The 25246-nt window shown below is 69.3% G+C and carries 21 protein-coding genes; 9 read left to right on the top strand and 12 right to left on the bottom strand.

Going from position 1 to position 25246, the window contains the following annotated elements:
- Positions 1–1265: 1265 nt before the first annotated feature.
- From trxA to AB8M85_RS14650, 5 genes are all read right to left on the bottom strand, one after another.
- Positions 1266–1589 (bottom strand): thioredoxin, encoded by a 324-nt coding sequence (gene trxA / locus AB8M85_RS14670; protein WP_372699575.1) that lies wholly within the window; start codon positions 1587–1589, stop codon positions 1266–1268.
- Between the two features lie 24 nt (positions 1590–1613).
- Positions 1614–2594 carry a thioredoxin-disulfide reductase gene (gene trxB / locus AB8M85_RS14665; RefSeq protein ID WP_372699574.1) on the bottom strand — a complete coding sequence of 327 codons (981 nt, stop codon included), beginning with the start codon at positions 2592–2594 and terminating at the stop codon, positions 1614–1616.
- 113 nt (positions 2595–2707) lie between these two features.
- Positions 2708–4357: an ABC transporter substrate-binding protein gene (locus tag AB8M85_RS14660; RefSeq protein WP_372699573.1), complete on the bottom strand. Its 1650-nt coding sequence runs from the start codon at positions 4355–4357 to the stop codon at positions 2708–2710.
- A 98-nt stretch (positions 4358–4455) separates the two neighbouring features.
- Entirely contained in the window at positions 4456–6177 is a 1722-nt protein-coding gene (gene murJ / locus AB8M85_RS14655) for a murein biosynthesis integral membrane protein MurJ (RefSeq protein ID WP_372699572.1), read from the bottom strand.
- Complete coding sequence (locus tag AB8M85_RS14650) at positions 6149–6676, bottom strand: NUDIX hydrolase (RefSeq protein ID WP_372699571.1); 528 nt, start codon at positions 6674–6676, stop codon at positions 6149–6151. The genes murJ and AB8M85_RS14650 overlap by 29 nt, the downstream gene beginning before the upstream one ends.
- A 98-nt stretch (positions 6677–6774) precedes the next feature.
- Here AB8M85_RS14650 and AB8M85_RS14645 point away from each other — a divergent pair, with 98 nt between their 5' ends.
- The 4 genes from AB8M85_RS14645 (at position 6775) to AB8M85_RS14630 (ending at position 11440) form a co-directional block, all read left to right on the top strand.
- Positions 6775–8277, top strand: coding sequence for a CCA tRNA nucleotidyltransferase (locus tag AB8M85_RS14645; protein WP_372699570.1), 1503 nt, complete (start codon positions 6775–6777; stop codon positions 8275–8277).
- Positions 8270–8860: a histidine phosphatase family protein gene (locus AB8M85_RS14640; RefSeq protein ID WP_372699569.1), complete on the top strand. Its 591-nt coding sequence runs from the start codon at positions 8270–8272 to the stop codon at positions 8858–8860. Before AB8M85_RS14645 ends, AB8M85_RS14640 begins: the two co-directional genes overlap by 8 nt.
- A gap of 364 nt (positions 8861–9224) precedes the next feature.
- Positions 9225–9377: a hypothetical protein gene (locus tag AB8M85_RS14635; RefSeq protein WP_372699568.1), complete on the top strand. Its 153-nt coding sequence runs from the start codon at positions 9225–9227 to the stop codon at positions 9375–9377.
- 401 nt (positions 9378–9778) lie between these two features.
- Complete coding sequence (locus AB8M85_RS14630) at positions 9779–11440, top strand: formate--tetrahydrofolate ligase (RefSeq protein ID WP_372699663.1); 1662 nt, start codon at positions 9779–9781, stop codon at positions 11438–11440.
- Between the two features lie 60 nt (positions 11441–11500).
- On the opposite strand, the gene AB8M85_RS14625 is transcribed toward AB8M85_RS14630, so the two are convergent.
- The 7 genes from AB8M85_RS14625 to AB8M85_RS14595 all read right to left on the bottom strand — a co-directional run bounded on the left by AB8M85_RS14625 (position 11501) and on the right by AB8M85_RS14595 (position 19666).
- Positions 11501–12586 carry an inositol-3-phosphate synthase gene (locus AB8M85_RS14625; RefSeq protein ID WP_372699567.1) on the bottom strand — a complete coding sequence of 362 codons (1086 nt, stop codon included), beginning with the start codon at positions 12584–12586 and terminating at the stop codon, positions 11501–11503.
- A gap of 111 nt (positions 12587–12697) precedes the next feature.
- A complete protein-coding gene (locus AB8M85_RS14620) occupies positions 12698–14008 on the bottom strand; it encodes a DUF6716 putative glycosyltransferase (RefSeq protein WP_372699566.1) in 1311 nt (436 codons plus the stop codon).
- Positions 14005–15051, bottom strand: a complete 1047-nt coding sequence (locus tag AB8M85_RS14615; RefSeq protein ID WP_372699565.1) for a hypothetical protein — start codon at positions 15049–15051, stop codon at positions 14005–14007. Before AB8M85_RS14615 ends, AB8M85_RS14620 begins: the two co-directional genes overlap by 4 nt.
- Positions 15048–16475: a polysialyltransferase family glycosyltransferase gene (locus AB8M85_RS14610; protein WP_372699564.1), complete on the bottom strand. Its 1428-nt coding sequence runs from the start codon at positions 16473–16475 to the stop codon at positions 15048–15050. The genes AB8M85_RS14615 and AB8M85_RS14610 overlap by 4 nt, the downstream gene beginning before the upstream one ends.
- Positions 16472–17515 (bottom strand): glycosyltransferase family 2 protein, encoded by a 1044-nt coding sequence (locus AB8M85_RS14605; RefSeq protein WP_372699563.1) that lies wholly within the window; start codon positions 17513–17515, stop codon positions 16472–16474. The genes AB8M85_RS14610 and AB8M85_RS14605 overlap by 4 nt, the downstream gene beginning before the upstream one ends.
- A 15-nt stretch (positions 17516–17530) precedes the next feature.
- Positions 17531–18427 carry an N-acetylneuraminate synthase family protein gene (locus AB8M85_RS14600; protein WP_372699562.1) on the bottom strand — a complete coding sequence of 299 codons (897 nt, stop codon included), beginning with the start codon at positions 18425–18427 and terminating at the stop codon, positions 17531–17533.
- Positions 18428–18454: 27 nt separating this feature from the next.
- On the bottom strand, positions 18455–19666 hold the full coding sequence (locus AB8M85_RS14595; RefSeq protein WP_372699561.1) for a cytidylyltransferase domain-containing protein: 1212 nt from the start codon (positions 19664–19666) through the stop codon (positions 18455–18457).
- A gap of 119 nt (positions 19667–19785) precedes the next feature.
- On the opposite strand from AB8M85_RS14595, the gene AB8M85_RS14590 reads away from it, so the two are divergent.
- The 5 genes from AB8M85_RS14590 (at position 19786) to AB8M85_RS14570 (ending at position 25173) form a co-directional block, all read left to right on the top strand.
- Complete coding sequence (locus AB8M85_RS14590; RefSeq protein WP_372699560.1) at positions 19786–21306, top strand: glycosyltransferase family 87 protein; 1521 nt, start codon at positions 19786–19788, stop codon at positions 21304–21306.
- 61 nt (positions 21307–21367) lie between these two features.
- Positions 21368–22627, top strand: coding sequence for a sensor histidine kinase (locus AB8M85_RS14585; RefSeq protein ID WP_372699662.1), 1260 nt, complete (start codon positions 21368–21370; stop codon positions 22625–22627).
- Entirely contained in the window at positions 22620–23255 is a 636-nt protein-coding gene (locus AB8M85_RS14580; protein WP_372699559.1) for a response regulator, read from the top strand. Before AB8M85_RS14585 ends, AB8M85_RS14580 begins: the two co-directional genes overlap by 8 nt.
- 107 nt (positions 23256–23362) lie before the next feature.
- The gene (locus AB8M85_RS14575) at positions 23363–24316 is read left to right on the top strand and encodes an ABC transporter ATP-binding protein (protein ID WP_372699558.1); all 954 of its coding nucleotides are present in this window, start codon (positions 23363–23365) and stop codon (positions 24314–24316) included.
- Positions 24313–25173 (top strand): ABC transporter permease, encoded by an 861-nt coding sequence (locus AB8M85_RS14570; protein WP_372699557.1) that lies wholly within the window; start codon positions 24313–24315, stop codon positions 25171–25173. The genes AB8M85_RS14575 and AB8M85_RS14570 overlap by 4 nt, the downstream gene beginning before the upstream one ends.
- The last annotated feature ends 73 nt before the right edge of the window (positions 25174–25246 follow it).

Raw genomic sequence — 25246 nt, 5'->3', positions numbered from 1 at the left:
CGTCAACGAGGCTCATGACGGCTGTTAGGCCCGAAACCGCCGACCGAGGGCCGAGGATGTCCAGATCGCGAGAATCGTTTCAGTACGGGGCAATCTCATGGGGCCCCGGGATGCAGAGCGAACCGTCGAATAGTGCGCTGGTCCACGGGGAAGAAGGTGCATGGCACCGAGCACTTCGATGGCCCGGACTCGGTGGTTCGATGCTTTGAGTAGGATCGTCGCTGGTCTCCACGAGTTGTCATTTGCATGTCTGGGGATGACGGTTGCTACGGAATGCCGGCGCTTGCAGGAATAGGCACGTCCGCCTTGGCCTGGCAGCTGCATCGTGTCTAGCTCGGACTGCCCGGGCTCAAGCGGTAGCCGGCTATTTGGCGAATGAGAGCGAGATAAAAGGTGACTCGCCTGGCCGCAGCTGTGGAGGGCTTTCGCCCTTCCTGCCGCGTTGGGTGTTTGATAGGTGGACACGTGGGATTCCGTCGACTCGCCGACGGGCGGAGAGCAAACACGTGTACTGCGCCGCTAAGGAACCAGCCGCTGCGTGGATCGTCCCTCGACTGAGGCCCCCTGAGATTGGCCTGCTGGGGGGGCGGCGCAGGTGAACCTGCATGGGAACGCGCATGAGATCGTGAGGGGGCGTGCGCGGTAAGTGCCTTGTTGCTACTGATAGATGCGGGGGAGCTCTGCGCGCCCCCCTCAGAAGGGTGAAAATCAGCTGCTGGGCTTCACGGGAGTGCGACGACGTTGGGCGAACATGGTCAACCCGGTAGCGAAGGGGCGATGGGCGACTGGCGGGACCGTTTTGAGTTTCGGGTCTCAAATGGATCGGAAGCAGCTTCATTTGCTATTGGCCGATCGTAGGGCGATGACGGACAAAGAGGGGGACGGCTAGATCACGCGTTGTCTGTCCGGCCAGGCCACAATGTACGCCATAAGGAAAGGGATTCCGTTTGTTTTCATGGCCCATGCAACAAACGGACGTCCCGCTGCACAGTGGTGCTCGGTCGACTTGGCAACGTGGTGGAAGCCCGCTGATCGGCGATGGCCAGGCAGCAGTGGCCGACGACGGCTGGCATTCCTGGACCAGTGGCCACCGTGCAGCCGAGCACGTCGTCCAGCGGTACCCCACCCGTGCACATCAGTCCGGTGGCGCCGTCGAAGAGGCGCGCCAGCCACGACCGCCACCCGGCGTCGGACCGAAAAGAGCGGTCCACGACAATCAGCCGTGGACCGCTCACATCTGCCTCATGACAGCACGTATCTACATATCAGAGGTAGGCCGCGAACTCCTGTTCGAGGGCCTGCTTGGGCTTGGCGCCGATGGAAGTGGCAACATGGTCGCCCTTGTCGAAGACATACACGGCAGGGATGCTCGTGATGCCGTACTTGGCCGCGATCCCCGGGTTCTCGTCAACATTTACCTTCACGACGTCGATCTTCTCGGCGTGTTCAGCGGCTATCTGATCGAGGATCGGGGACAGCATTCGGCACGGTCCGCACCATTCTGCCCAGAAATCTACGATGACAGGCTTTGAAGCCTCAAGCACGTCCGCTTGGAACGAGCTATCCGTTACTTCTTTTGCTTCGCTCATGGCGTTCTCCCTTTCTCGGTGGGACTAGTTGGGTAAGGACGCGCTCTGACCAGCAAGGACTGGGAGCGTCGAAAGGTAGTGCTCTACATCCAGGGCGGCAACGCAGCCTGATCCCGCGGCCGTGACCGCCTGACGGTAGGTCGGATCGATGACGTCGCCGGCCGCGAACACCCCGGCAAGGTTGGTCTTGGAACTGCGCCCTTCAACGGCGATCGTTCCCTCCGGCGTCAGGTGCAGCTGGTCCTTCACGAGTTCAGTTCGGGGGTCGTTTCCGATGGCTACGAATACGCCAGTGACCTCGAGTTCAGATTCGTGGCCTCCGATGAGATCGCGCAGCTTCAGCGAGGAGACCTTGTCTTCGCCGACGACGTCGACCACCGCGGTGTTCCACACGAACTCGATCTTTGGATGGTCGAGCGCACGGTCCGCCATGATCTTGGATGCACGAAGTTCGCCACGACGATGGATGACGGTCACTTTGGAGGCGAACTTCGTGAGGAAGAGCGCTTCCTCCATGGCGGAGTCACCGCCTCCGATCACGGCGATTTCCTGTTCACGGAAGAAGAACCCGTCGCAGGTCGCGCACCACGACACTCCGTGGCCGGAGAGCCGCTTCTCATTGGGCAGGCCAAGTTCCCGGTAGGCAGAGCCGGTCGAAACGATTACGGACCGTGCGCGATATACCGTCCCGTCTCCTAGGACAACCGTTTTGACGTCGCCTGCCAGATCGACCGACGCAACGTCTTCATACTGGATTTCCGCGCCGAAACGTTCTGCCTGGGCCTGCATGTTGTCCATGAGGTCCGGTCCCAAGATGCCTTCGCGGAATCCGGGAAAGTTCTCGACGTCGGTAGTATTCATCAGTTCGCCACCGGCGGTGACGGAACCGGCGACCACCAGGGGCTCGAGGTTCGCCCGGGCCGTGTACACGGCGGCGGTGTACCCGGCGGGACCGGAACCGATAATGATGACATTGCGGATGGCATCAGCTGTTTCTGTGGCCACGCGGTGTGTACCTCCCAGTTGGACCGTGCCGGCGGCTCAATGCCGGTCACGGGTTTCGATCTTGTATTGCCCTGCACAACGGGCTGGCGGGTTTCTCTATTCCCCGCCAGCGGCTAGGAGACCTTGATTTCGGCCACCTGCAACCCATAGGGGCGGGAGCTGTTCGAGGTGGAGGCCAGCCGGGGAAGCTCGGTGACGTTGATGAAGACGTACTTTCCCGTCACCGGTTCGCCGCCATCACCCGAGATCGGCACGGTGACCGTCGGCCCGGTGAAGGAGCCCGACGCCACCTCTTGGGCAGCACCCAGGTCATCAGTGCCGCCCACATTGACCTGGAAGGAACCCCCCTTGCCATTCAGGCCGGTCAATTCCAGCTCGCTGACCTTGGCCTCCTCCTTGAGCTCGACGACGAAGACCATGTTCGAGGCGAAGCCGCCGAATTCAGGCGTGGTGTACGTATAGGTGCGGTAAATGCTGCCCTGGCTACCGTCGATGGCGCGGGTGAGTTTCGCATCGGTCTCGGAATTCAGCTTCTGGTTTCCCGGAACCAAACGCTCAATTCCCGCGATTTCCGGCTTCACGGCAGGGGCCGATGTCGGCGGCTCGGAGCTGGCGGAATCATCGGCTCCGGCATCCGAGGACTGCGCCTGGCTCGATGCCCCGGCCACCGGAGAGGAGTTGTCCTTGCCCAAGGTGTTGAAGGCAATCACCACACCGACGATGAGGACCGCAACGAGAAGGACACCGACGAGCACGCGGGTGAAGCGACCTCCGCCGGCCCGGTCGTCCGTGTCGTCCTCTGCATACTCTTCTTCGGGGTGTTCGGCCGAGAAGTCCCGCGCGCCTGCGGGAAAGACAGCGGCCGGGCGCTCGTAGCCGTCTTGCCCGGCGCCGACGGGCCTCTCCGGGGAAGCAGGACGCGCAGTCGCAGCAGCGGCGGCAGTTCCGGGGCTGACGACGTCGCCATTGGCGGTGTCCACGTCCTCCGGTGACGGGACATCCTCCCGGGCCGCTTCGTCGGCCGCTCCCCAATGGGAGACCCGCTCGGACGAACCGTTCTGGTCGGGCTGCGGCGCGGCCACGGGATGGGCTGCCGTCCTCGGCGTGCGGGGCGCCTCCTGGGGCCGCTGCGGAACGGCCGGGGCCGCGGCTGTGGGAGCGGTCCCCTCGCCGTCGTCGCCCTCCTGTTCCGGGGTCGCGTCCTCCTCGCGGAGGGTATCCGACGGGGTCTGGCCAGCTGCGCCGTCGTCGCCATCCTTCTTGCCTCGACCCAGCCGGTTGGTGAGGCCCGTGAGGCGCTTGGCCACGCGGCCGCCGACATTGCGCTCCTCGTTGGCCTGCAGCTCCTCCCAGTACTCGTCCTCGTCTTCGTAAACCTCGGGCTCGGCACTGCGCGTGACGCCGAAGATCTCAGAACCGAGGGTGTCGGTGTAGAAGGGCTCGACGAACGGCGCGTCGCGTTGGATCACCAGATCGAGGAGGTCGGCCGGACTGGCAGTATTCGTTATCAGGTAGGTGCTGCCGTCGGAGATGCCCAGGTCCAGGACCTGCATGGTCCCGTATCGTTCCCCCGTGGCGATCTCGCGCGCACTGGTGGCGACCTGGCTGGCGTTTTCCGGTGCGGCCACGAGGATGCTCACCGGGCGGTTCAATACCTGGTCCATCCCGCCCAGCACGGCGTCGCCGTCGGCGGAGGTCAAAACCAGTTCGGTGACCTGGTAGCGGCCTCCGAGAACGGTTCCGACATCGATGGGCTGCGACACTATTGACTCCCGGGATTGATGGTGGGCACCTGGGCACCCTCGTGCTTTGCTGTGACCATGCTACCGGTGACCGTGCCCGCGCCGTACGTCATCGGAACCTAGCGGCGCAACCTTCGGCCCACATCCGGGATGCGCCGGGCCACAGGGCCCATGAAATTTTCCAGTTCCGGTACGCGAGTGGCCTTGAGCAGCAGCAGGAAGACGACGGACATGACGCTGCCGACGACGGCGATGGTGACCAGTGCCGTGAAGATCGACTGCCAGGCGAATCCGTCCGTGAAGCCGCCCATCACCCAGAGGACGACGGCGCCGACGGCCCCGGAGAGGACCGAAAGCCACCCGATGCGGATGTAGGTATCCAGGACCTCGCGCGTGCCGTAGTCGCCGTACCGCCGTACGACCAGGACGTGGGCGATGATGGCCGAGACGATGTTGGTGACACCGAAGAGCAGGGCAATGCCCAGGGCGATGCGGGTTGCCGGCAACAGGGCAGCCAGCCCGTAGGCGAGCACGACGCCGACGACGGCGATCACCGTCTGGATCACCATCGGGGTCTTCGTGTCCTCCTCCGCGAAGAAGACGCGGATGAGGAAGAAATGGATGCTCTTGAAGGGAAGGCCCAGGGCCGTCAGCAGCAGCAGCTGGCCAATGGCCGCACCGGCAATCGCGGCGTGCGGTCCCGCACCGGCGAAAAGGCGACCAAATTGACCGGCCAGGACAATGAAGGCCACGGTGGCGAACACGACCGGGATCGCCGTCGTGCGCAGTCCCAGCGACAGGGTGGGGGCAACCTTCTCGGGCTGCTTGTCGGCAAAGGCGCGGGAGAGCTCATTGAACAGCACCGTCGCCAAGGACAAGGCGAAGATCGAGTGGGGCAGGACGGTGACCAATTGCATGGCGTTCAGCGCCTGCTCGCCGGGAACTGCGGCCGCCTCCGCCGCTGGCAGGGAATTGCGGGCACCGACGGTGCTCGAGACCAGCCGCGCATAGACCAGCGAGGCCACATTGCCGACCGTCATCGACACCAGCGTCCATGCGGCCAGCTTCCCCACATGGCGCAGGCCCATGCCGCGCCAGTTGAACTTCGGGCGGATGCGCAGACCCGAACGGGCCAACGGGGCGAACAACACGAGCGCCTGGATCACGATGCCCAGGGTCGACCCGCCGGCCAGCCAAGCCGTCTGCCCCGACGTCCAGTTCTCCACTTGGTGTGGATTGTCCTTGTTCGCACCGAACGCGACCATGAACAGGACGATGACCAGGATCTGCACCACGTTGTTGGCCACCGGCGCCCACATGTAGGAACCGAAGCGTCCATGGGCATTCAGCGCCTGTCCGACGACCGCGTAGACACCGTAGAAGAAGACCTGCGGGAGGCACCAGTAGGCGAACGCCGTGCCCAGCTCCAGTGCCGCCGGCGACCAGCCCTTGGTCAGCAAGTTGATGATCGGCCCGGCGCCCAGGGTCAGCAGGACGGTGAAGGCCCCCATCACCACGATGGTCAGCGTGATGAGCCGGCTGGTGTAGTCGGAGCCCTTGTCGGCGGCCCGCGAGGCCTTGATCAGCTGCGGTACGAGGACGACGTTGAAGATGCCCCCGGCCAGCAGCATGAAGATGATGTTGGGGATGACATTCGCTTTTTCGAAGATGTCCGCGACGTTGGCGTTCGAGCCAATGGCCACGGCCAGCAACGCGGTCCGCACGAAGCCCAGTACGCGGGACACGATGGTCCCCGAGGCCATGAGGGCGTAGGCCCTGGCATGGGAACCGCGCTTCTGCTCCGCCGGGGCGTCAGTGGCCATGGTGCGGGAGGACTTCACGGGCCAGTTCCGCGATCCGCCGCTCGTTGGGGAAGGACAACTTCCGGCCCAGCTCGGCGATGGGCACCCACGCGACGTCCACTGCCTCGTGGTCCGGATCGTTCTCGATCGTCAGTTCGCCGCCGGTGGCCTCGAGCAGGAAGTGGTGGACCGTCTTGTGGACCCGGTAGTTCGAGACCGTGAACCAGTAGTCGATGCTGCCCAACGGGGCGAGGATGCGGCCGGCGATGCCGGTTTCCTCGTCGACCTCGCGGACGGCGGCCTCCTCGTTGGTTTCCTCGCCTTCCGGATGCCCCTTGGGAAGGCACCACTCCAGGCGTCCACCGCGGTTGTACCGGGCGATGATGGCCACGGGCAGATCGGACGCCGAGGTATCGACGATGACGCCACCGGAGGAGATCTCCTCGACAGTCGGCAGTGAGTGGTGGCCCGGCTGCGCAGACGCCATGGAGGCGTTCAGCGGCGTGCGCTTCGGAGCGCGGGGTACTGGATGGGCCATGGAAACCACTCTATCCATTCTTTGGTGTGCCCGTGCGCCCGCAGCGCGGACGCCGCGCGTCGGGCGGCCGCGGAAAAATCTGACAAGCTTAAAGGACTATGCAGCAGCTACCCCCGCCAACCGCCCTCAGGACGCTTCTCCCCGCCGTCGTCTTCGAGCTCGCCGAACGATTCACGGCAGCAGGCCATGAGCTCTCCCTCGTCGGGGGCCCCGTGCGCGACCTGTTCCTGGGACGTTCGTCTCCCGACCTTGACTTCACCACCGACGCGGACCCGGACCAGACCCTGGCAGCGGTCTCCGGGTGGGCCGATGCCACCTGGGAAGTCGGCAGGGCCTTCGGCACGATTGCGCTGCGACGCGGAGAGCACACGATCGAGGTCACGACCTACCGGGCGGAGTCGTACGATCCCGACTCCCGCAAGCCGGCGGTCGCCTTCGGCACCTCCCTGCGCGAGGACCTCCGTCGCAGGGACTTCACGATGAACTCGATGGCGTTGCGGCTGCCCGACCTCGAACTGGTGGACCCCTACGGCGGATTCGCCGACTTGGAGCAGGGAATGATCCGCACCCCGGGCACCCCGGCGTCGTCCTTTTCCGACGATCCGCTGCGGATGATGCGCGCCGCCCGGTTTGCCTCCCAGCTCGGCGTCTCCGTCGCCCCGGAGGTCGAGGCGGCCATGGTGGACATGGCGGACCGCATCGGGATCATCTCCGCCGAGCGGGTCCGCGACGAGCTGGTCAAGCTGGTTCTGGGCCGCGCGCCGCGGGCCGGTGTGGACCTGCTGGTGTCCACCGGCCTGGCAGACCATGTGCTGCCCGAGGTGTCCGCGCTGCGTCTGGAGGTCGATGAACACCACCGGCACAAGGACGTCTACCAGCACTCGCTGCAGGTCCTCGAGCAGGCAGCCGCGCTGGAGACCGGCCCCGACGGGGAGGTCCCCGGACCCGATTTCGTGTTGCGCTTCGCCGCCCTCCTGCACGACATCGGAAAGCCCGCAACGCGGCGCTTCGAGGCCAACGGGGCCGTCAGCTTCCGCCACCACGACACCGTCGGCGCCAAACTGGCCAAGAAGCGGATGCGCGCCCTGCGGTTCGACAACGACACCATCAAGGCGGTGGCCCGGCTCGTGGAACTGCACATGCGCTTTTATGGCTACGGTGAGGCGGGGTGGACCGATTCCGCGGTCCGCCGCTACGTGACCGACGCCGGTGCGGTGCTGCCACGGCTGCTGCGGCTGACCCGCTCCGACGTGACCACCCGCAACCGGCGCAAGGCCGAGCACCTGGCCTTCGCCTGCGACGACCTGGAGCGGCGCATCGCCGAACTGGCCGAGCAGGAGGAAATGCAGGCCATGCGCCCGGACCTCGACGGCGGGCAGATCATGGAGCTGCTGGGCATCCGTCCCGGCCCGGCGGTCGGCCGGGCCTACAAGTTCCTGCTCGACCTGCGTCTGGACCAGGGGCCCTTGGGCGCCGAGGCTGCGTCGCAGGCCCTGCTGGACTGGTGGGCGGAGCAGGAACACGCGGCCGACCATGCGGCGGCCGGTTCGCGCGATGCCGCACGGACCGACCAGGAGGAGAAGGGGGACGGCAATGAATGAACTACCTCGATTGTGGCTGGTGCGCCACGGGGAGACGGAATGGTCGCGCAGCGGCCAGTACACCGGGCTGACCGATTTGCCGTTGACCCCACACGGCGAGGAGCAGGCACGACGGGCCGGCGAGACCCTTGAGGGGATCCGGGCCGACGGCACGCAATTCCAGCTGGCGATGACCAGTCCCTTGCAGCGCGCCCGCCATACCGCGGAACTGGCCGGATTCCCCGACGCCGAACCGGTCGAGGCCGCGCACGAGTGGGACTACGGCGACTACGAGGGGGTCCGTTCCGCCGACGTGCGCGCCCAGCACCCCGGCTACCTGATTTGGGACCAGGGGGTCCCCGGCGGTGAGACCATCGAGCAGGTCGGCGCCCGTGCCGGGCGCATCGTGCAGCGGGTGCGCACCGAGTTGGCGGATGGCGGGAACGCGGTCCTCTTCTCGCACGGGCACTTTAGCCGCATCCTGGCCGCCGTGTGGCTCGGCCTCGACGCACGCCAGGGCCGCCACTTCGTACTCGGAACCGCCCAGGTCTGCCGTCTCGGGTGGGACAAGAAGACCCCGGCCGTCGAGGCCTGGGGACTCTAGGAGAACGACGGCGAGACGGCGCGTCGGGCGCAACTCACCGGGCGGGCGAAGAATGTCGAAGAATTTTCCGGCCAGGGCTGGCGCCGATGCCTGGGGTAGGATAGTTTTAATCCTGTGATTGAGACATCTCAATGAGAACGTTTTGATCCGCGGACCCTATTGACCGCCGGCTGGCCGGCCTGTTCACCGAAGGAGGTGGGAATTGTGATGATCATCCAGAACACGAATGCAGTGGCTACCACTGCGCACGTTGGCGGATTCCGTGATCGTGCCTTTGTCCCCGCCTCCGGAACGGCGAACCGCTAGAAGCCAGCGCCGCTGTTCCAGGCCTCCCCCCCCGAGGTTTTCGAACGAAAGAACAGCGATGTCCGCGCAATCCAGCACCACCCGCTCCTCCGGCCTCCGTTCCGCCGAGCTCTTCTTCACCGGCCCCGACGTCTTGCGCGCCCGGCCCCTGGTGAACGAGCCGGCCGCCCGGTCGTCGTCCCGCCCCGATGTGCACCGGGGAGGTGAATGACATGCAAAAGAAGCGCAGCAAGCCCAACGGCCCACAGTGGTTGAGCACCCGCTACAACCCGCAGCCGAAGAACCGCTACGAATCCCAGCTCCCCCCGGAGATGCTCTTCCGCCTCCGGTGATCAGGTACGCCGCCGGTCCCACCGGCCAGATCAGCGACCGACCACCAGGAGGAAAACGATGATTGACATATCCGGTCCCACCGCAAAGCCCGCCGGCTTCACCGGCGGGCTTTGCCGCTTAAATTGGCGGTGGCGATGCCGGGACGACGACCGCCCATCGCTGGTAGCTTGGGGAAGAACGGCGTGACAACGTGGTTCGCCGGTGGCACAACGGCCGATGGCCGGAAAGATCCGTGGGCAGATGACCAACAGCAGTGGACAGCAGGATGACGTCGAGACCATGAACGACCTGGTCATTTCGCAACGCGCGACGTTGAAGCCCATCGAGGACATCGCCGCCCGGGTCGGCATCCCCGTGGACGCCTTGGAGCACTACGGCAAGTACAAGGCCAAGATCAACCTGGCGGAACTTCCCGGCGCGGCCCGGGAACCTGGACGGGTGGTACTGGTGAGCGGGATGTCGCCGACGCCCGCCGGGGAGGGGAAATCCACGGTGACGGTGGGCCTCGGCGATGCACTGGCGGCAACGGGTACCCGGACCATGATCGCCCTGCGGGAGCCATCGCTGGGGCCGATCTTCGGAATGAAGGGCGGCGCCGCCGGCGGCGGCTATTCCCAGGTCCTGCCGATGGAGGACATCAACACCCACTTCACCGGCGACTTCCACGCCATCACCAGCGCGAACAACCTTTTGATGGCCATGGTCGACAACCACATCCAGCAGGGCAACGAACTGGGCATCGACCCCCGGCGGATGACCTTCAAACGCGTCCTGGACATCAACGACCGGGCCCTGCGCAGCATCGTGATCGGGCTGGGCGGACCCAGCGAGGGCATGCCGCGCCAGGACGGCTTCGACATCACCGTCGCTTCCGAGGTCATGGCCGTGTTCTGCCTGGCCACGGACCTGCCCGACCTGCGGGACCGGCTGGGCCGCATGACCGTCGGATACACCTTCGACCACCGGCCGGTGACCGTCGCCGACCTCGAGGTCCAGGGCGCGCTGGCACTGCTGCTCAAGGACGCGATCAAACCGAACCTCGTCCAGACCATCGCCGGGACGCCCGCGTTGGTGCACGGCGGGCCGTTCGCGAACATCGCCCACGGCTGCAACTCGGCCATTGCCACGAACACCGGCCGGCGCCTGGCCGACGTCGTGGTCACCGAGGCGGGGTTCGGGGCCGACCTGGGGGCGGAGAAGTTCATGGACATCAAGGCGCGCTACGCGGACTGCCCGCCTTCCGCCGTCGTCCTCGTGGCCACCATCCGCGCGCTGAAGATGCACGGCGGGGTCGCCAAGGACGCGCTGGGCGCCGAGGACGTGGAGGCGGTGCGGGCGGGATTGCCGAACCTGGCCCGGCATGTGCGCAACGTCGGCAAGTTCGGGCTCTCGCCGGTCGTGGCCATCAACCGCTTCGGCGGGGACACGCAGGACGAGCTCGGCGCGGTGCTCGAATGGTGCGCCGCCGAGGGGGTCGAGGCCGCGGTGGCCGATGTGTGGGCACACGGCGGGGACGGCGCGACGGAGCTGGCGGCCAAGGTGCTCGAGGCGGTGGATCGGCCCTCCGGATTCCACCACCTGTACGACCTGGAGCTGCCGGTGGAGGAGAAGATCCGCACCATCGTGCGCGAGATCTACGGAGGCGCCGACGTGGAGTTCTCCGCCACCGCCCGCAAGCGCCTCGACGAGATCGCCGCCAACGGCTGGGACGACCTGCCGGTCTGCATGGCCAAGACCCAGTACTCGTTCTCCGACGACGCCAGCCTGCTCGGGGCCCCCGAGGGGTTCACCCTGCAGGTGCGCGACCTCATCCCGAAGACCGGCGCCGGTTTCATCGTGGCGCTGACCGGAGCCGTCATGACCATGCCCGGGCTCCCCAAGGTCCCGGCGGCGATGCGCATGGACGTGGACGCCGACGGGAACGCGGTCGGGCTCTTCTAGTCTTCCAGGCAGGACGGCGGCCCACCCCCGGGGCGGACCGCCGTCCAGCAGGTCTTGGGCTTAGCGCTCGAGGTCGCCGCGGATGAACGCCTCGACGCTCTCGTGGGCCGCCTCGTCGTTGAACTGCTGCGGCGGGGACTTCATGAAATAGGAGGATGCGGAGAGCAGCGGGCCGCCGATGCCGCGGTCCAAGGCGATCTTCGCTGCGCGGATGGCATCGATGATCACGCCCGCGGAGTTCGGGGAGTCCCAGACCTCGAGCTTGTACTCCAGCGAGACCGGCGCGTCGCCGAAGTTGCGCCCCTCGAGGCGGACGAACGCCCACTTGCGGTCATCGAGCCAGGACACGTAGTCCGACGGGCCGATGTGCACGTCGTCGGCACCGAGCTGTGCCGAGGTGTTGGAGGTGACGGCCTGGGTCTTGGAGACCTTCTTGGATTCGAGCCGGTCGCGTTCGAGCATGTTCTTGAAGTCCATGTTCCCGCCGACATTGAGCTGGTAGGTGCGATCCAGCGTGACGCCGCGGTCCTCGAACAGCTTGGCCATCACGCGGTGGGTGATCGTGGCACCGATCTGGCTCTTGATGTCGTCGCCGACGATCGGCACGCCCGCGGCGGTGAACTTGTCGGCCCACTCCTTGGTGCCGGCGATGAAGACGGGCAGCGCATTGACGAAGGCCACGCCGGCGTCGATGGCGCACTGGGCATAGAACTTCGCGGCATCCTCGGAACCGACGGGCAGGTAGCAGACCAGCACGTCGGCGCGGGTCTCCTTCAGGGCGGCGACCATGTCGACGGGCTCGGCGTCGGATTCGGTGATGGTCTCCCGGTAGTACTTGCCCAGGCCGTCCAGGGTGTGGCCGCGCTGGACGGTGATACCGGTGGTGGGGACGTCGGCGATCTTGATGGTGTTGTTTTCGCTGGCGGTGATGGCCTCGGCGAGGTCCAGGCCGACCTTCTTGGCGTCGACGTCGAAGGCCGCCACGAACTCGACGTCGTTGACGTGGTAGGGGCCGAACTCGACGTGCATCAGGCCGGGAATCTTGGTCTCCGCATCCGCATCCTTGTAGTACTCGACGCCCTGGATGAGCGACGTGGCGCAGTTTCCCACGCCGATGATTGCGACCCGAATGGGGTGTCCCGACACAGTGTCTCCTACAGCAGAAAGTTTCCTTGGGTGGCCGAAGGCCATAAAGAGTCTAAGTGACACACGGCCCGCGGTATTCCCAGCAGCCGTTCGGTGACGCCGACCGGCACCCTAGCGCCGCATGGCCCGGACCAGCCGCAGGGCGGGTGCCGGTAGCGCGGTGCGCAACCGGTTGCGCACCGCCAGGCGCCGCGCCGCCGCCACCGCATCGGCCGACGTGGACAGGCCGCCGGCCCGGGCGCGCCGGGCCAGCTCGAGCAAGGAGGCAGCCGGTTCCGGGCCGGGCGGGTGGAAGTAGTGGTCCCGCAGCCAGCCGGTCTCCGGATGCCGTCCGTCCAGCGCCTCGACGTCGGCCAGCCCGCCCACCAGGCCGCTGCCGGCGAAGACCTGGTTGTAGAGCGCCGGGCCGACCCCGAAGTCCCCGAGCACGATCGCCGGCAGCCCCCGGTCGACGGCCTCCAGCACGGCAGTGGACGAGACGCTCACCAGCAGGGTGCCCGGCCGCAGGACCGCATCCATCGGACCGGTCGCGAACCGGACCTCCCCGGCGCCGACGCGCCCGCGGGCGAGCAGGTCCTGCCATAACCGGTCGAAGGGGTGCGCCTCGCGATGGGTCTGCGGTCCGCCGGCCGTGGCCCGCAGCTTCACGATGACCTGCACGTGTGGGTTCGCCCGGCCGGTGCGGGCCAGCGCCTCCAGGACCTGCTCGCGCTCGATGCGTTCCACGGGGAACTTGGCCTGCGCCGCGAAGACGACCGAGCCCACCGTCGTCGTGTTGGGGACCGGCTGCCCGGCGGAGGCCAGGAACGGCAGCCGCGCCGTGAGGACTGCCTGGCGCTCGCCCAAGGCGGCGAGGACAGCGGTGAAGTCCCTGGCCTCGGCATGGCTGTGCGTGATGAACGCATCTCCCAGGGCGCGGAACCGCATCGCCTTCGCGGTGGCCGGGTAGGCGACGCCGGGCAGCGCCGAGACCAGGGCCGTGGACCGTCCGGTCCGGACCGGGGAGGACGACGCCGGAGGGCCGGTCACGCGGTGCCCTCGCCACAGCCGGCGGGCGGCCCGGCACACCCGGGCCAGTGGGTATGCCGTCGGGCGCAGGTGGCGTGCGGCGACCCGGTGGAAGACCTCCTGGACCACGGGACCGGTGGCGGCGGCCAGGACCACATCCGCCGACTCCAGCAGCGGGGCCAGGGCGCGGGTGGGCAACACCCGGACCGGTGCGGTGTCCTGCAGGAACGTCCCGGCCGTTGCGGCTGCCTGCTGGCCGGGGGTGGGCAGGATCGGCGTACGCACCAGCACCACCTGGCGGTCCCAGGCGGGCCCGAGCGCATCGAGGGTCGAGCACGCGAATTTGAAGTAGGAGTCGCTGTCGGCGACGGCCAGGATGCGCGGTCGGGTCGGGGGATCCAGGGGTTCCGTCACGGGGCCGGGACCTCCAGGGAACTGCTCAGGTGGGTCCGCAGGCCCGGGGATGCCGCGGCGGTCCACCAGGCCTCGGGGACGGGCTGGCCGGTGATGCGGACCCGGTTCGGTCCTAGCAGCAGGCGCAGGGAGGGCAGGACCGTGGAGGGCAATGCCCGCACCGTCTGGCCGTGGCGCAATCCGCGCAGCCGCATCTCCACGGGGATGGTATTCGGATGCACCGTCACCAGGGGGTGCGCCGCCAGTTCCGCCAGGAACCCGGGGTCCTCCCGGCGGTGTGGGAAATAGCCGACGGGTCCGTCCTCCGCCTGCTCGAGGACCCAGCGCAGGTACGGCGTGCGTTCGATCAGGCCGTCGGCGGCCAGGGCCGAACCGACGACGATGACCGGTTCGTGGAACTGCTCCGCCACGGGCTGGGTACCGAGCCACTCGAAGCGATGGTGCTCGAGGTGGCCGCCGAGGTCGCGGAAGGCCTCGTCGGCGCCCCGGCGGATGGGCAGGGCGGTCAGCGCCATGAGCCGGCCCTGCCGGGCCAGGGAACGCAGCCGGTACCAGGCGGCCAGGCCCAGCGCGGTCCGGGCGGCGCTGCGCGGTCCCCGCGGCCGCACCAGCGGCACGGGGCGGGCGCTGGTGAGCAGGTCCAGCAGTTTCACGGTGGCGAGGCCGTCGTCGACGACCACCACCTCGTCCGCGCGCACCGGGCCCAGCAGCTCCCGCTGGACGCGTCCGGAGAAGGCATCGCCGGTGACCCAGCGGTTGACGCCCCGGCTGCGGGCCGGCGGAACCTGCAGGCCCGCATCGCCGAACCGGACGCCCAGTGGTGCCTGGGCCATGAGCGTGCGCATGGTGGTGCCCATGCCCGCGGTGCCGCCCCGCGGATGGATCGTCGTGCGCCGGCCCAGCAGCCCGGCCCCGTGCGCCTCGATGGCGCTGAGGACCTGCAGGGGGGATTCGACCCACACCTGCGCGGTGCCGAAGCGCGGGCGTTGGACGTGGCGAACCAGCCGGGTGGTGCGGTCCCGGTGCGCTCGTGCGTGGGTCACGGGCTCCGGGGTCCTCCCCGTTCGGGGGCGCTGGGGCCGGCCGCCCGGGAGCCGAGGCGGGCCCGCGCGAAGCGCACGGCGTGCCGGGTCGCGGTGCGTCCGCGTCGGCGGACGGAGCGGCGCAGGCGGGCGGCGAAGCGCAGGTGGCCGTGCCGGTCCGGCAGGCCGCCGGGAAGCCCCAGTTTCGTGAGGCGGCGCCGCTTGAAGTACCGGCTCTCGCTGGCGTGGTGGGCGGCCAGGAAGGCAACGGCGGAGGCCCGCAGGTGCGGCAGGCGGTGGGATTGCATGCAGTAGGCGACCGCCTCCACCAGCTGTTGCAGGTTCCCGCTCCCGCTCCCGCTCCCGTCGTCGGTCCCGGGCTCGCGGCCCGTGGGCGGGGTGCCGCGAACGAACAGGGCATCGACGAGCGTGGCCGGGATCCGGTTGCTGTTCTCATACGGGGCCAGCCGTTCGAGCAGCAGGTCGGTGCCGACCGCCACGGCGGCGGTGCCGAACAGGTAGTGGATGCTCGCCAGCGCCGTGGAGAAGCAGCTGACCACCAGGTCGGGTTCGAGCAGCAGCGCGGTGGTTTCGGCCAGCAGGGGGTCATGGAGGACGTGGAAGTCCAGGCCAAGGGCGGCGGCCTCGGAGGCCAGCCGGAGTTCCGCGGACGGCCCGGCACTGGGGTGGGGCTTGAAGACCACCCGCGTCGCGCCCCGTCGTCGGGCCTCGAGCAGCATGTCGCGGTGCAACGCTGCCTCCTCCTCGGCGTCGATGAGCCGCAGGGAGGCCAGGTACTGGCCCAGCACCAAGGCCGTCGTCGCCCCGGTCCGGGACGGCAGGCCCGTCGGTCCCGCCGCGTCGGCCAGCTCGGTGATGACGTCCGCGAGGGCGGACAGGGGGACCGGAAGGTGCGCCGGCGCGGCCTCGCTGAGGAGCACGGGCTGCAAGCCGGGCACTAGGTCGAGGTAGGCGATGGCGTCCAGCCGCTGGCGCAACGCGGTGGGCAGCTGGTTCCGCGTGGGCCCGTAGGACATCAGGCCGTCGGAGTGCACGATGATCGACGCGTCGTGGAAGATCCGGCACAGGGCGAGGTTCGGGTTGACCTGGATGGATTCGACGACCAGTTGCAGCCGCTCGTCGCCGAGGTCCCAGTGGCTGCGCAGCAGCCGCTCGATGAGCGGGAGCTCGTCCTGGCGCGGGGTGAACTGGGCGGGCCGCCGCGGCCAGAGCAGTTCAGCGAGGTCGACGACCCGGTCGAACCGGGAGGCCAGGGCGTCGAACCCGCGGGCGTCCTGGATCCGTGTGGTCAGTTCGGGCTGTTGGGACCCGTTGGCCAGCACCAGCACGCGGCCGCCCGCGGCGGCGGGCAGCGCCCCGGCGTCGATCATGGCGGCCAGGGAGGCGACCTGGAAGACGGTCGAGGCGGAGAGCAGCTGGATCATGCCCCCACCACCCGGCTGGTTGGGACGCGGAACCGGGAGAGCAGGCCCCCGGCGGGCAGGTACGCGGTGTCGGGCCAGCCGGCCAGCGGAAGCAGGGCGTTGCGCCGGGGGCCATCAAGCAGCATCAGCGAATCCCACCGGACCTGGGCCGGCAGCGCGTCCAGCGCGGTGGAAATCCCCTCCCGCAGCCGGGCGCGCAGCCGCGGGTCCATCCCGGGGGAGCGCTTGAGGTGGTGGCTGGCGATGGCGTGGAACTGCCGGGCGGCCTTGGGCCAGAACCGGTCCGGATCGCCGGAGGCGGCGACCTGGCGAAAGATGTCGAGGTAGCAGGGGACGAAGTCGAGTTGCCGCGCGTCGTACACCTGGGTCAGGGAGGTGCCGACCCCGCGGCGGTAGAAGACCCCGGGCGCGTCGACGACGGCGTAGCTGCCGCCGGCCAGGTGCAGTTTCCACGTCCAGGCGCGGTCCTCCGCGGTGTGCATCCCGCCGGGGAACCACCCGTCGACGCGTTCCAGGAAGGACCGGCGGAACAATCCGGCCCACACGTAGCAGTAGTCCACCATCGAGGCCTCCTGCACGGGGTCGACGTCGTCACGGGGGTCCAGCGCGGTGTTCCGCCGCGCCTGGGGCGGGCGGTGGAGGGTGCGGTTGCCGTGCACCACGCGGATGTGGTCGCAGCGGACGAAGTCGACGTCCAGCTGCCGCAGGGCCGTTTGGAGCGCCGGCAGGTGCCCGGGGGCGTACCAGTCGTCGGGGTCCAGGAACCCGACCAGCGGTGCGGTGGCGGCGCGCAGGCCCTGGTTGCGGGCGTTGGCCACCCCGGTGGGGGTCTCGTTGCGCAGGATGCGCAGGCCGGGGAGCCGGCCGGCGAAGGCCGCGGCCAGCTCCCCGGTCCCGTCGGTGGACCCGTCGTCGACCAGCAGCACCTCGAGGTCCCGAGGATCCGCATGCTGCCGGGTTAACGAGGCGAGGGCATCGGCGATGAACGGCGCCTGGTCCTTCGCGGGAACGATGATGCTCACGTGGGGCTGGTGGTCCATGGTGGGGTGGTGCTCCTAGGCGTCGACGCGGCGCAGGCGGGACAGCGGGGCGAACTCGCCGGGGAAGACCTTCTTGACGCCGTCGCCCATGGCCTCCTGCAGGATGCGGATGTCGCGGATGAGCGCCTCGAAGCCCTTCGGCTCCAGCGAGGACGCCTGGTCCGATCCCCACATGGTCCGGTCCAGGGTGATGTGCCGCTCGACGGTGACGGCACCGAGGGCGACGGCGGCCAGCGAGATCTGCAGGCCGCGCTCGTGGCCGGAGTAGCCGACCGGGACGCCGTAGCGTTCCTGCAGCGTGGGGATCATGCGCAGGTTGGCCTCTTCAGGGGGCAGCGGGTAGGTGGACGTGGCGTGCATGAGGACCAGGTTCTCGGTCCCCAGGGTCTGGACGGCGGTGTCGATTTGCTCGATCGTGGACATGCCGGTGGAGAGGATGATCGGCTTGCCGGTCTCGCGCAGGGCACGCAGCAGCTCCAGGTCGGTGACGGAGGCGGAGGCGACCTTGTGCGCCAACGCGCCCTGCTCCTCCATGAACTCCACCGAGGGCGCGTCCCACGGGGAGGCAAAGGCGTCCAGGCCCCGGCTGCGCGCGTAGGAGATGATGTCGCGGTACTGCTCGGCGCCGAACTCGACCCGGTAGCGGTAGTCCAGGTACGTCATCTCGCCCCAGGGCGTCGAGCGCATCTTGTCCCGCATGTTCTGCGGCGTGGAGATCTCCGGGGTGCGCTTCTGGAACTTCACGGCGTTGGCGCCGGCGTCGGCTGAGATGTCGATGAGCTGTTTGGCCACATCGACATCGCCGTTGTGGTTGATGCCGATCTCGCCGATCACGTAGACGGGCCGGCCGGCTCCGATCTCGGAGTTTCCGACCAGGACGGGTGCTGCCTGACGGGTGGCTTCGATGGTCATGGTGGTTCCCTTTCGTTGGGGGTGGGTTCAGGGGGTGGTGGCCAGCAGCGCGGGCGGCGCCGACCGGGTCTGGGTGTCGAGGATGCGTTCGCACACCTCGCGGACGGCCCCGCGGCCGCCGGGCTTCCGCAGCACGACGCGTGCCGCGGCCAGCGCCTCGGGACGGGCATCGGCCACGGCAATCGGCCAGCCGACCGAGCCCATCGCCGCGACGTCGTTCACGTCGTTGCCGACATAGGCGACGCGGGCCGGGTCCAGGCCCCGCTCGGCCAGCCAGGCCGCGAGCCGGGCCGCCTTGTCGTCGACACCGTGGATGACCTCCACGCCCAGCTTGGCGGCACGGGCGGCGACCACGGGGTGGGTCTCCGTGGAGAGGATCAGCACCGGAACCCCGTCCCGGCGCAGCCGTGAAACGCCCATGCCATCGGAGCGCGAGACGGTGACGTACTCGCTGCCGTCCTGCGCCACCAGGGCCAGGTCGTTGGTGTGGACGCCGTCGAAATCGGTGACCAGCGCATCGACGTCGATGCCCGGGCCCGGCTCCGCGGCGGGGCCGGCCTCGCGGCGGGCGGCCTGGGTGCAGGCGAGGGCCAGGTCCTCGAACGAATCGACCTCGGGGGCGTCGGCCGGTGGCACCACCTGGAACGCCAGGGACCCGAAGAACCGGTGGCCGGCCTCCCGGAACCGGTCGGTGCGCAGGGCGTAGAAGGCGCCGGTCTCGCGGTACTGCGGCTCGCGGTCCTGCCGGCGGGGCCGGAAGGCGGCCTCGTGGCCGACCGCCTGCACCGCGCCGTCCGGCGCGGCCCAGAGGAAGGAATGGTCCTCGGTGACGCTGAAGCAGACGTCCGCGCCGCCGTCGAGCACGGTCCGGATGGCCGACTCCAGGTGGGCCGGGTCGATGAACGGCGAGGTGCACTGCAGCAGCACGACGACGGCTGGCTGGCTTTCCAGCGTGTCCAGCGCATGCAGCAGGGCCGATTCGCTGGTGGCCTGGTCGGAGGCCAGCGCCGCGGGCCGGTCGATCACCCGGGCGCCGTGGGCGTGGGCCTCGTTGCGGATCTGCGAGTGGTCGGTGCTCACGACGACGTCGGTCACCGACGGGGCCGCGTACGCCGCCTCGATGCCGCGGGCCAGCAGGGAGCGGCCGCCGACCGGACGCAGGTTCTTCAACGGGATGGCCTTCGAACCGCCGCGGGCGGGGATGACCACCAGCACGTTCTCGTTGCGTGTCGTCTTCATGGCTTCGACGCTAGGGACGGGACATGGCCGGCGGCCCACCCGCGGGTTAACGGCACGTGAGGGGCGCGGGACGATCCGGTGGCACGGGCCGGACCGGGTCGCCGGTTAGGCTGATTCCCATGAGCGAGCAGCGACGCCCCGGCCCGGATGCCGGCCCCCGGCGCGGCCCCCTGCGCATCACCGTGCCCAGCCGCAACGACCCGCTGCTGCGCCGGTTGACCGAGGTGGTCGGCGGCCCGCTGGGGCGCTTCACCGCCCCCGGGCGGATCGATCCCGGGTTCGCGAGGATCGAACGGGTGCTCGTGGCGCTGACGATCGTCTCGGCCGTGCTGGCCATTCTGGCCAAGAACATGTGCCGCACGCTGGGGTGGGGCGGTTCCAACGCCTACATCTGGGCCTGCTATTCGGACTGGTCGGCCCTCTTCCATGCCCGCGGGTTCGACGCCAACGCCTTCGCCCCGTTCGCCGACGGCGCCCGGTTCGAGTACCCGGTGCTGATGTCCGTGGTGGCCTCGTTCGCCGCGCTGCTGGTGGTTCCGGGCGACTACGACAGGACGCTGGCCTACTTCGACGTGAACCTGGTGCTGGTGGTCATCCTCTGGTTCGTCATCGTCATCGCCACCGCCCGCAGCGCCGGGCGGCGCCCCTGGGATGCGGCCATGGTGGCCCTGGCGCCGGGCATCATCCTGGCCTCCACCATCAACTGGGACATGTGGGCGGTGATGTTCCTGGCCCTGGCGCTGCTGGCGTTCGCCCGGGACCGGCCGCTGCTGGCCGGGGTCCTGATCGGCCTCGGCGCCTCGATGAAGGTGTATCCGATCCTGTTCCTGGGCGTGGTGCTGGTGCTGGCCCTGCGGACCGGGCGGTGGCGTCCGCTGCTGCTGGTCGGCGGGGGGACCGCCGGCGCGTGGCTGGTGGTGAACCTGCCCTTCATGGTGGCGAACTTCGCCTCGTGGAGCTACTTCCTGGAGTTCACCCGCGACCGGGGTGCCGGGTTGTCCTCGCTGTGGCACGCCTGGAACGTCACCGCGTCCGTGCTGCCCGGGGCGCCGCAATTCACCCCGGACGTCATCAACGCCGCCGGGTTCTGGCTCTTCGCCGCCAGCTGCGCGGGGATCTGCGTGCTGGGCCTGCTCGCCCCCCGTCGCCCCCGGGTGGCCTCGCTGCTCTTCCTGGTGGTGGCGGCCTTCATCCTGTTCAACAAGGTCTACTCCCCGCAATTCGTCGTCTGGCTCATCCCGCTGGCCGCGCTCGCCTGGCCGCGGTGGCGCGACTTCCTGGCCTGGCAGCTGGTCGAGGCGCTGCACTTCTGGGCGATCTGGATGTACCTCTATACGGGCAGCACCGACGTCAAGGCGCAGAACACCTTCCCCGAGGCCTTCTACGTGTTGGCGATCCTGGGGCACATGGCCGCCACCGCCTACCTCATGTACCGGGTGGCACGCAGCGTCTGGGATCCGGAGGCCGATCCGGTCCGCCGGGTCGGCCAGGAGGACCCGCAGGCCGGCCCCTACGCCGGCGCCGAGCGCGACCCGCTGCCGCACCTGCCGTGGATCGGCAGGCCGGCCGGCAGGCGACCCCGGCGCGACGCCGCGTCCCTCCACCAAACGGTGGATCCGCGGTCGTCCCCTGGACCCTAGGGTGGAGGACGTGGACGAAGTGGACAACGTGAACGCAACGACAGGGCCCCTCTCCGGCGGCATGGTGCTGCGCGTGCTCCGCGTGGCGCTGCACGTGGGCTTCGCGCTGCTGCTGGCCGTCGGGGCCGTCCGCGTGCTGGCCACCGACACGACCCCGGCCACCCGCGCCTGCTCGCTCGCTCTGGCCGCGGTGCTCGCCGCGGTCTACCTGCTGGGCACGCTCTGGGAGAACCGGCACGCCCGCGGCCTGGCGCCGGACCCCAGCCGCTACTCGCGCCGCTGGCTGGCCCTCGTCGTCGTGCTCTGGCTGGCGCTGATGGCCCTGCACCCCGATTTCAGCTGGCTGGCATTCCCGCTGTTCTTCCTGCAGCTGCACCTGCTGCGCACCCGCACGGCGCTGGTCGCCATCGCCGGGCTGACCGTGGTGGTCGTCGGCGCCCAGTGGGCCCATGCCGGTCAACCCACGCTGGCCGCGGCGATCGGGCCCGTGCTCGGGGCGGCGTTCGCGGTGGTCATGGGCTTCGCCTACCGGGCCCTCTACGAGGAGGGCGTGAACCAGCGCCGGGCCCTGGACGAACTGCGCCGCACCCGCACCGCGCTGGCCACCGAGCAGCACCGCGCCGGGGTGCTGGCCGAACGCGAACGACTCGCCCGCGACATCCACGACACGCTGGCCCAGGGCTTCTCCAGCATCGTGCTGGTCTCCCGCTCGGCCCGGGCCGCACTGGACGCCGGGGACACCGCGTTGGCCGCCGAGCGCCTGGAGACGGTGGCGGCCACCGCGTCGGAGAACCTCGGGGAGGCCCGGGACTTCGTGCGCGGCCTCTCCGCCGGCAACGCCGAGGCCGCCGCCGGTGCCCTGGCCGGGCGGTTCACCCGGTTGTGCGCGGCGACCGAACGCACGGCCCGCGCCGCCGGGACCCGGCTGGACTGCCGCTTCCGCGAGGACGGGGAGCCTCAGGCGCTGCCCACCGACGTCTCGTCGGCGCTGCTGCGCGCTGCCCAATCCTGCCTGGCCAACGTGCTGGCCCATGCCGGTGCCTCGCGGGCCGTTCTCAGCCTGGGGTACCTGGCCGGGGAGGTCACCCTGGACGTGTACGACGACGGTGCCGGCTTTGATCCCGCGGCGGTGCCCACCCGGCCCCGCGCCGATGGGACGGGGTTCGGGCTGGCCGGGCTCTCCGCTCGCGTCGGCGCCCTCGGCGGCAGCGTCGAGATCGAATCCGCCCCCGGGGAGGGCACGGTCGTCGCCGTGCGGATCCCCCTTTCCGCAGAGAACCTGCCCCCAGGGGACCTGCCCACGGAGGATGGACATGGATGAACTGAACCTGCTGCTCGTCGACGACCACCCGGTGGTCCGGGCTGGGCTGAAGGCGGTGCTGACCGAGCAGGCGGGCCTGCACGTGCTGGCCGAGGCCGCCGACGGGGCGGCGGCCATCGCCCAGCTGCAGCGGCTGCAGACCCTGGGCGAACGCATCGACGTGGTGCTGATGGACCTGCAGATGGACGGCATGGACGGCGTGGAGGCCACCGGGCGGATCCGCGCGGCCGGCGGCCCCCCGGTGCTCATCCTCACGACGTACGACTCCGACACCGACATCCGCGCTGCCCTGGACGCCGGGGCGGCCGGATACCTGCTCAAGGACGCGCCCCTGGATCGGCTCACCGCCGCCGTCGGCGATGCCGCCCGCGGCCGCCGCGTCCTCTCCGACGAGGTGGCCGCGCGCATCGACCCGGCGGGGCGCAACGCCGCCACCGAGTTGAGCCCCCGCGAGCTCGAGCTGCTGGGCCTGCTCGCCCGCGGTCTGGTCAACCGCCAGATCGCCCGGGAGCTGTTCATCTCCGAATCGACGGTGAAGACGCACCTGATCCACATCTACTCCAAGCTCGGCGTCGACACGCGCACGGCGGCCATCGACCGGGCCCGGGCGCTGCGGCTCATCCGCTAGGACACCTGCGGGGGCACCGCCGTCGTCCTGAAGTCGTACACCGGCGGCGGCGAAGATCATCCGCTGGGGCGGCGACGGGACCGGTGGCGATCCGTAGCGTGGAAGGCATGATCCAGGCAACCTCTCTCGCCAAGAACTATGGCCCCAAACGCGCGGTGGACGACGTGTCCTTCACCGTCCAACCCGGCAAGGTCACCGGGTTCCTGGGGCCCAACGGCGCCGGCAAATCCACCACCATGCGCATGATCATGGGGCTCGACCGCCCCAGCTCCGGGGCAGTCACCGTCAACGGCCGCCCCTACGCCGAGCACCGCGCCCCGATCCGCGAGGTCGGCGCCCTGCTGGAGGCCAAGGCCGTGCACAAGTCGCGCTCGGCCCGGAACCACCTGCGCGTGCTGGCCGCGACCCACGGCATCGGCAACCGCCGCGTCGACGAGGTCATCGAACTGACCGGCCTGGGCTCCGTCGCCCGCAAGCGCGTCGGCGGCTTCTCCCTGGGCATGGGCCAGCGCCTGGGCATCGCCGCGGCGCTGCTGGGTGACCCGCACACCCTGATCCTCGACGAACCGGTCAACGGGCTCGACCCCGAGGGCGTCCTGTGGGTGCGCAACATGGCCAAGGACCTCGCCGCCGAGGGCCGGACGGTCTTCCTCTCCTCGCACCTGATGAGCGAGATGTCGCTGACCGCAGACCACCTGATCGTCATCGGACGCGGCCGCCTGCTGGCGGATGCGCCGATGGACGACGTCCTCTCCGGCGCCGGCGCCGCCCGCACCCGCGTGCGCACCGACACCCCCGCGGAGCTGGCCAACGCCCTGGCTGCCCCGGAGGTCTCCGTCACCACGACGGGAGCGGACTCGCTCGAGATCCTGGGCGTCGCCCCGCGCGACATCGCCCAGCGGGCACTCGATGCCCGGCTGCTCGTCTTCGAGCTGACCCCGCTGCAGGCCTCCCTCGAGGACGCCTACATGGACATGACCCGTGACGAGGTCGAATACCACTCCGGCCCCGTGACCGGTCCCGAAGCACCCCGTGAACCCGGAAGGCGGGCCAGCAAATGAGCACCGACACCCAGACGGCGCAGGCGCCCCACCGGGCGCGCACCACGACCGGCAAGGGAACCTCCTTCGGGCGGGCCCTGGTCGCGGAGTACCGCAAGTTCTCCACCGTCCCCTCCTCGCTGGTCCTGCTGCTGACGACCCTGGCGGTGATGGTCGGCATCGGCGCCCTGGCGGCGTGGGGGATCGGGTCGATGACCGAGGCCATGGGCGATGACCCCGAGGCCGCTGCGGCCATGGGCGGGGATCCCGCCGGCATGGCCAACTCGATCGCCTCCTCCGGGATCATGCTTGCCCAGCTGATCGTCGGGTCCCTCGCCGTGCTGGTCATGAGTTCCGAATTCACCACCGGCATGGCGCGGGCGACCTTCGCGGCGCTCCCGAAGCGGTTCCCCGTGGTGCTGGCGAAGGCGACCCTGGTGGCCGTGATGGCCGTCGTCGTCACCGTCGTCTCCACGCTGGTCTCCGCCCTGGTGATCACCCCGATCCTGTCCAGCTACTCGATGGAGCAGGACCTCGCCTCCGAGGCGTTCCAGCGCAACCTGTGGTTCGGTGCCGCCTACGTGGCCGTCGTGGCGCTGCTGGGCATGGCGCTGGGCGGATTGCTGCGCAACTCCGCCGGCGCGATCGTCACGCTGGTCGGGATCATCTTCGTGCTGCCGATGGTGCTCAGCTTCTTCGCCAACGACTTCATCAGCGACGCCAAGCAGTTCCTGCCCGATGCCGCCTACGGCAACCTCATCACCACCGTCGCCCCGGAGGGCGGGCTGGAGCACTGGCAGGCGGGATTGACCCTGGGGCTGTGGGCGCTTATCCCGCTGCTGGCCACCCTGTTCGTCATCCAGCGACGCGACGTCTGAGCCCCGGCTCGGCACACCAGACCACCGCGGGTGGTGGCGGAACGAACGGCCGCCACCGCCCGCGGTTTGACCC

This window comes from Arthrobacter sp. JSM 101049 (assembly GCF_041679245.1).
In the GTDB taxonomy this organism is placed as follows: Bacteria; Actinomycetota; Actinomycetes; order Actinomycetales; family Micrococcaceae; genus Arthrobacter_H.
Note: the sequence above shows the minus strand (reverse complement) of the source record. Positions and strands in the feature narration are given on the sequence as shown.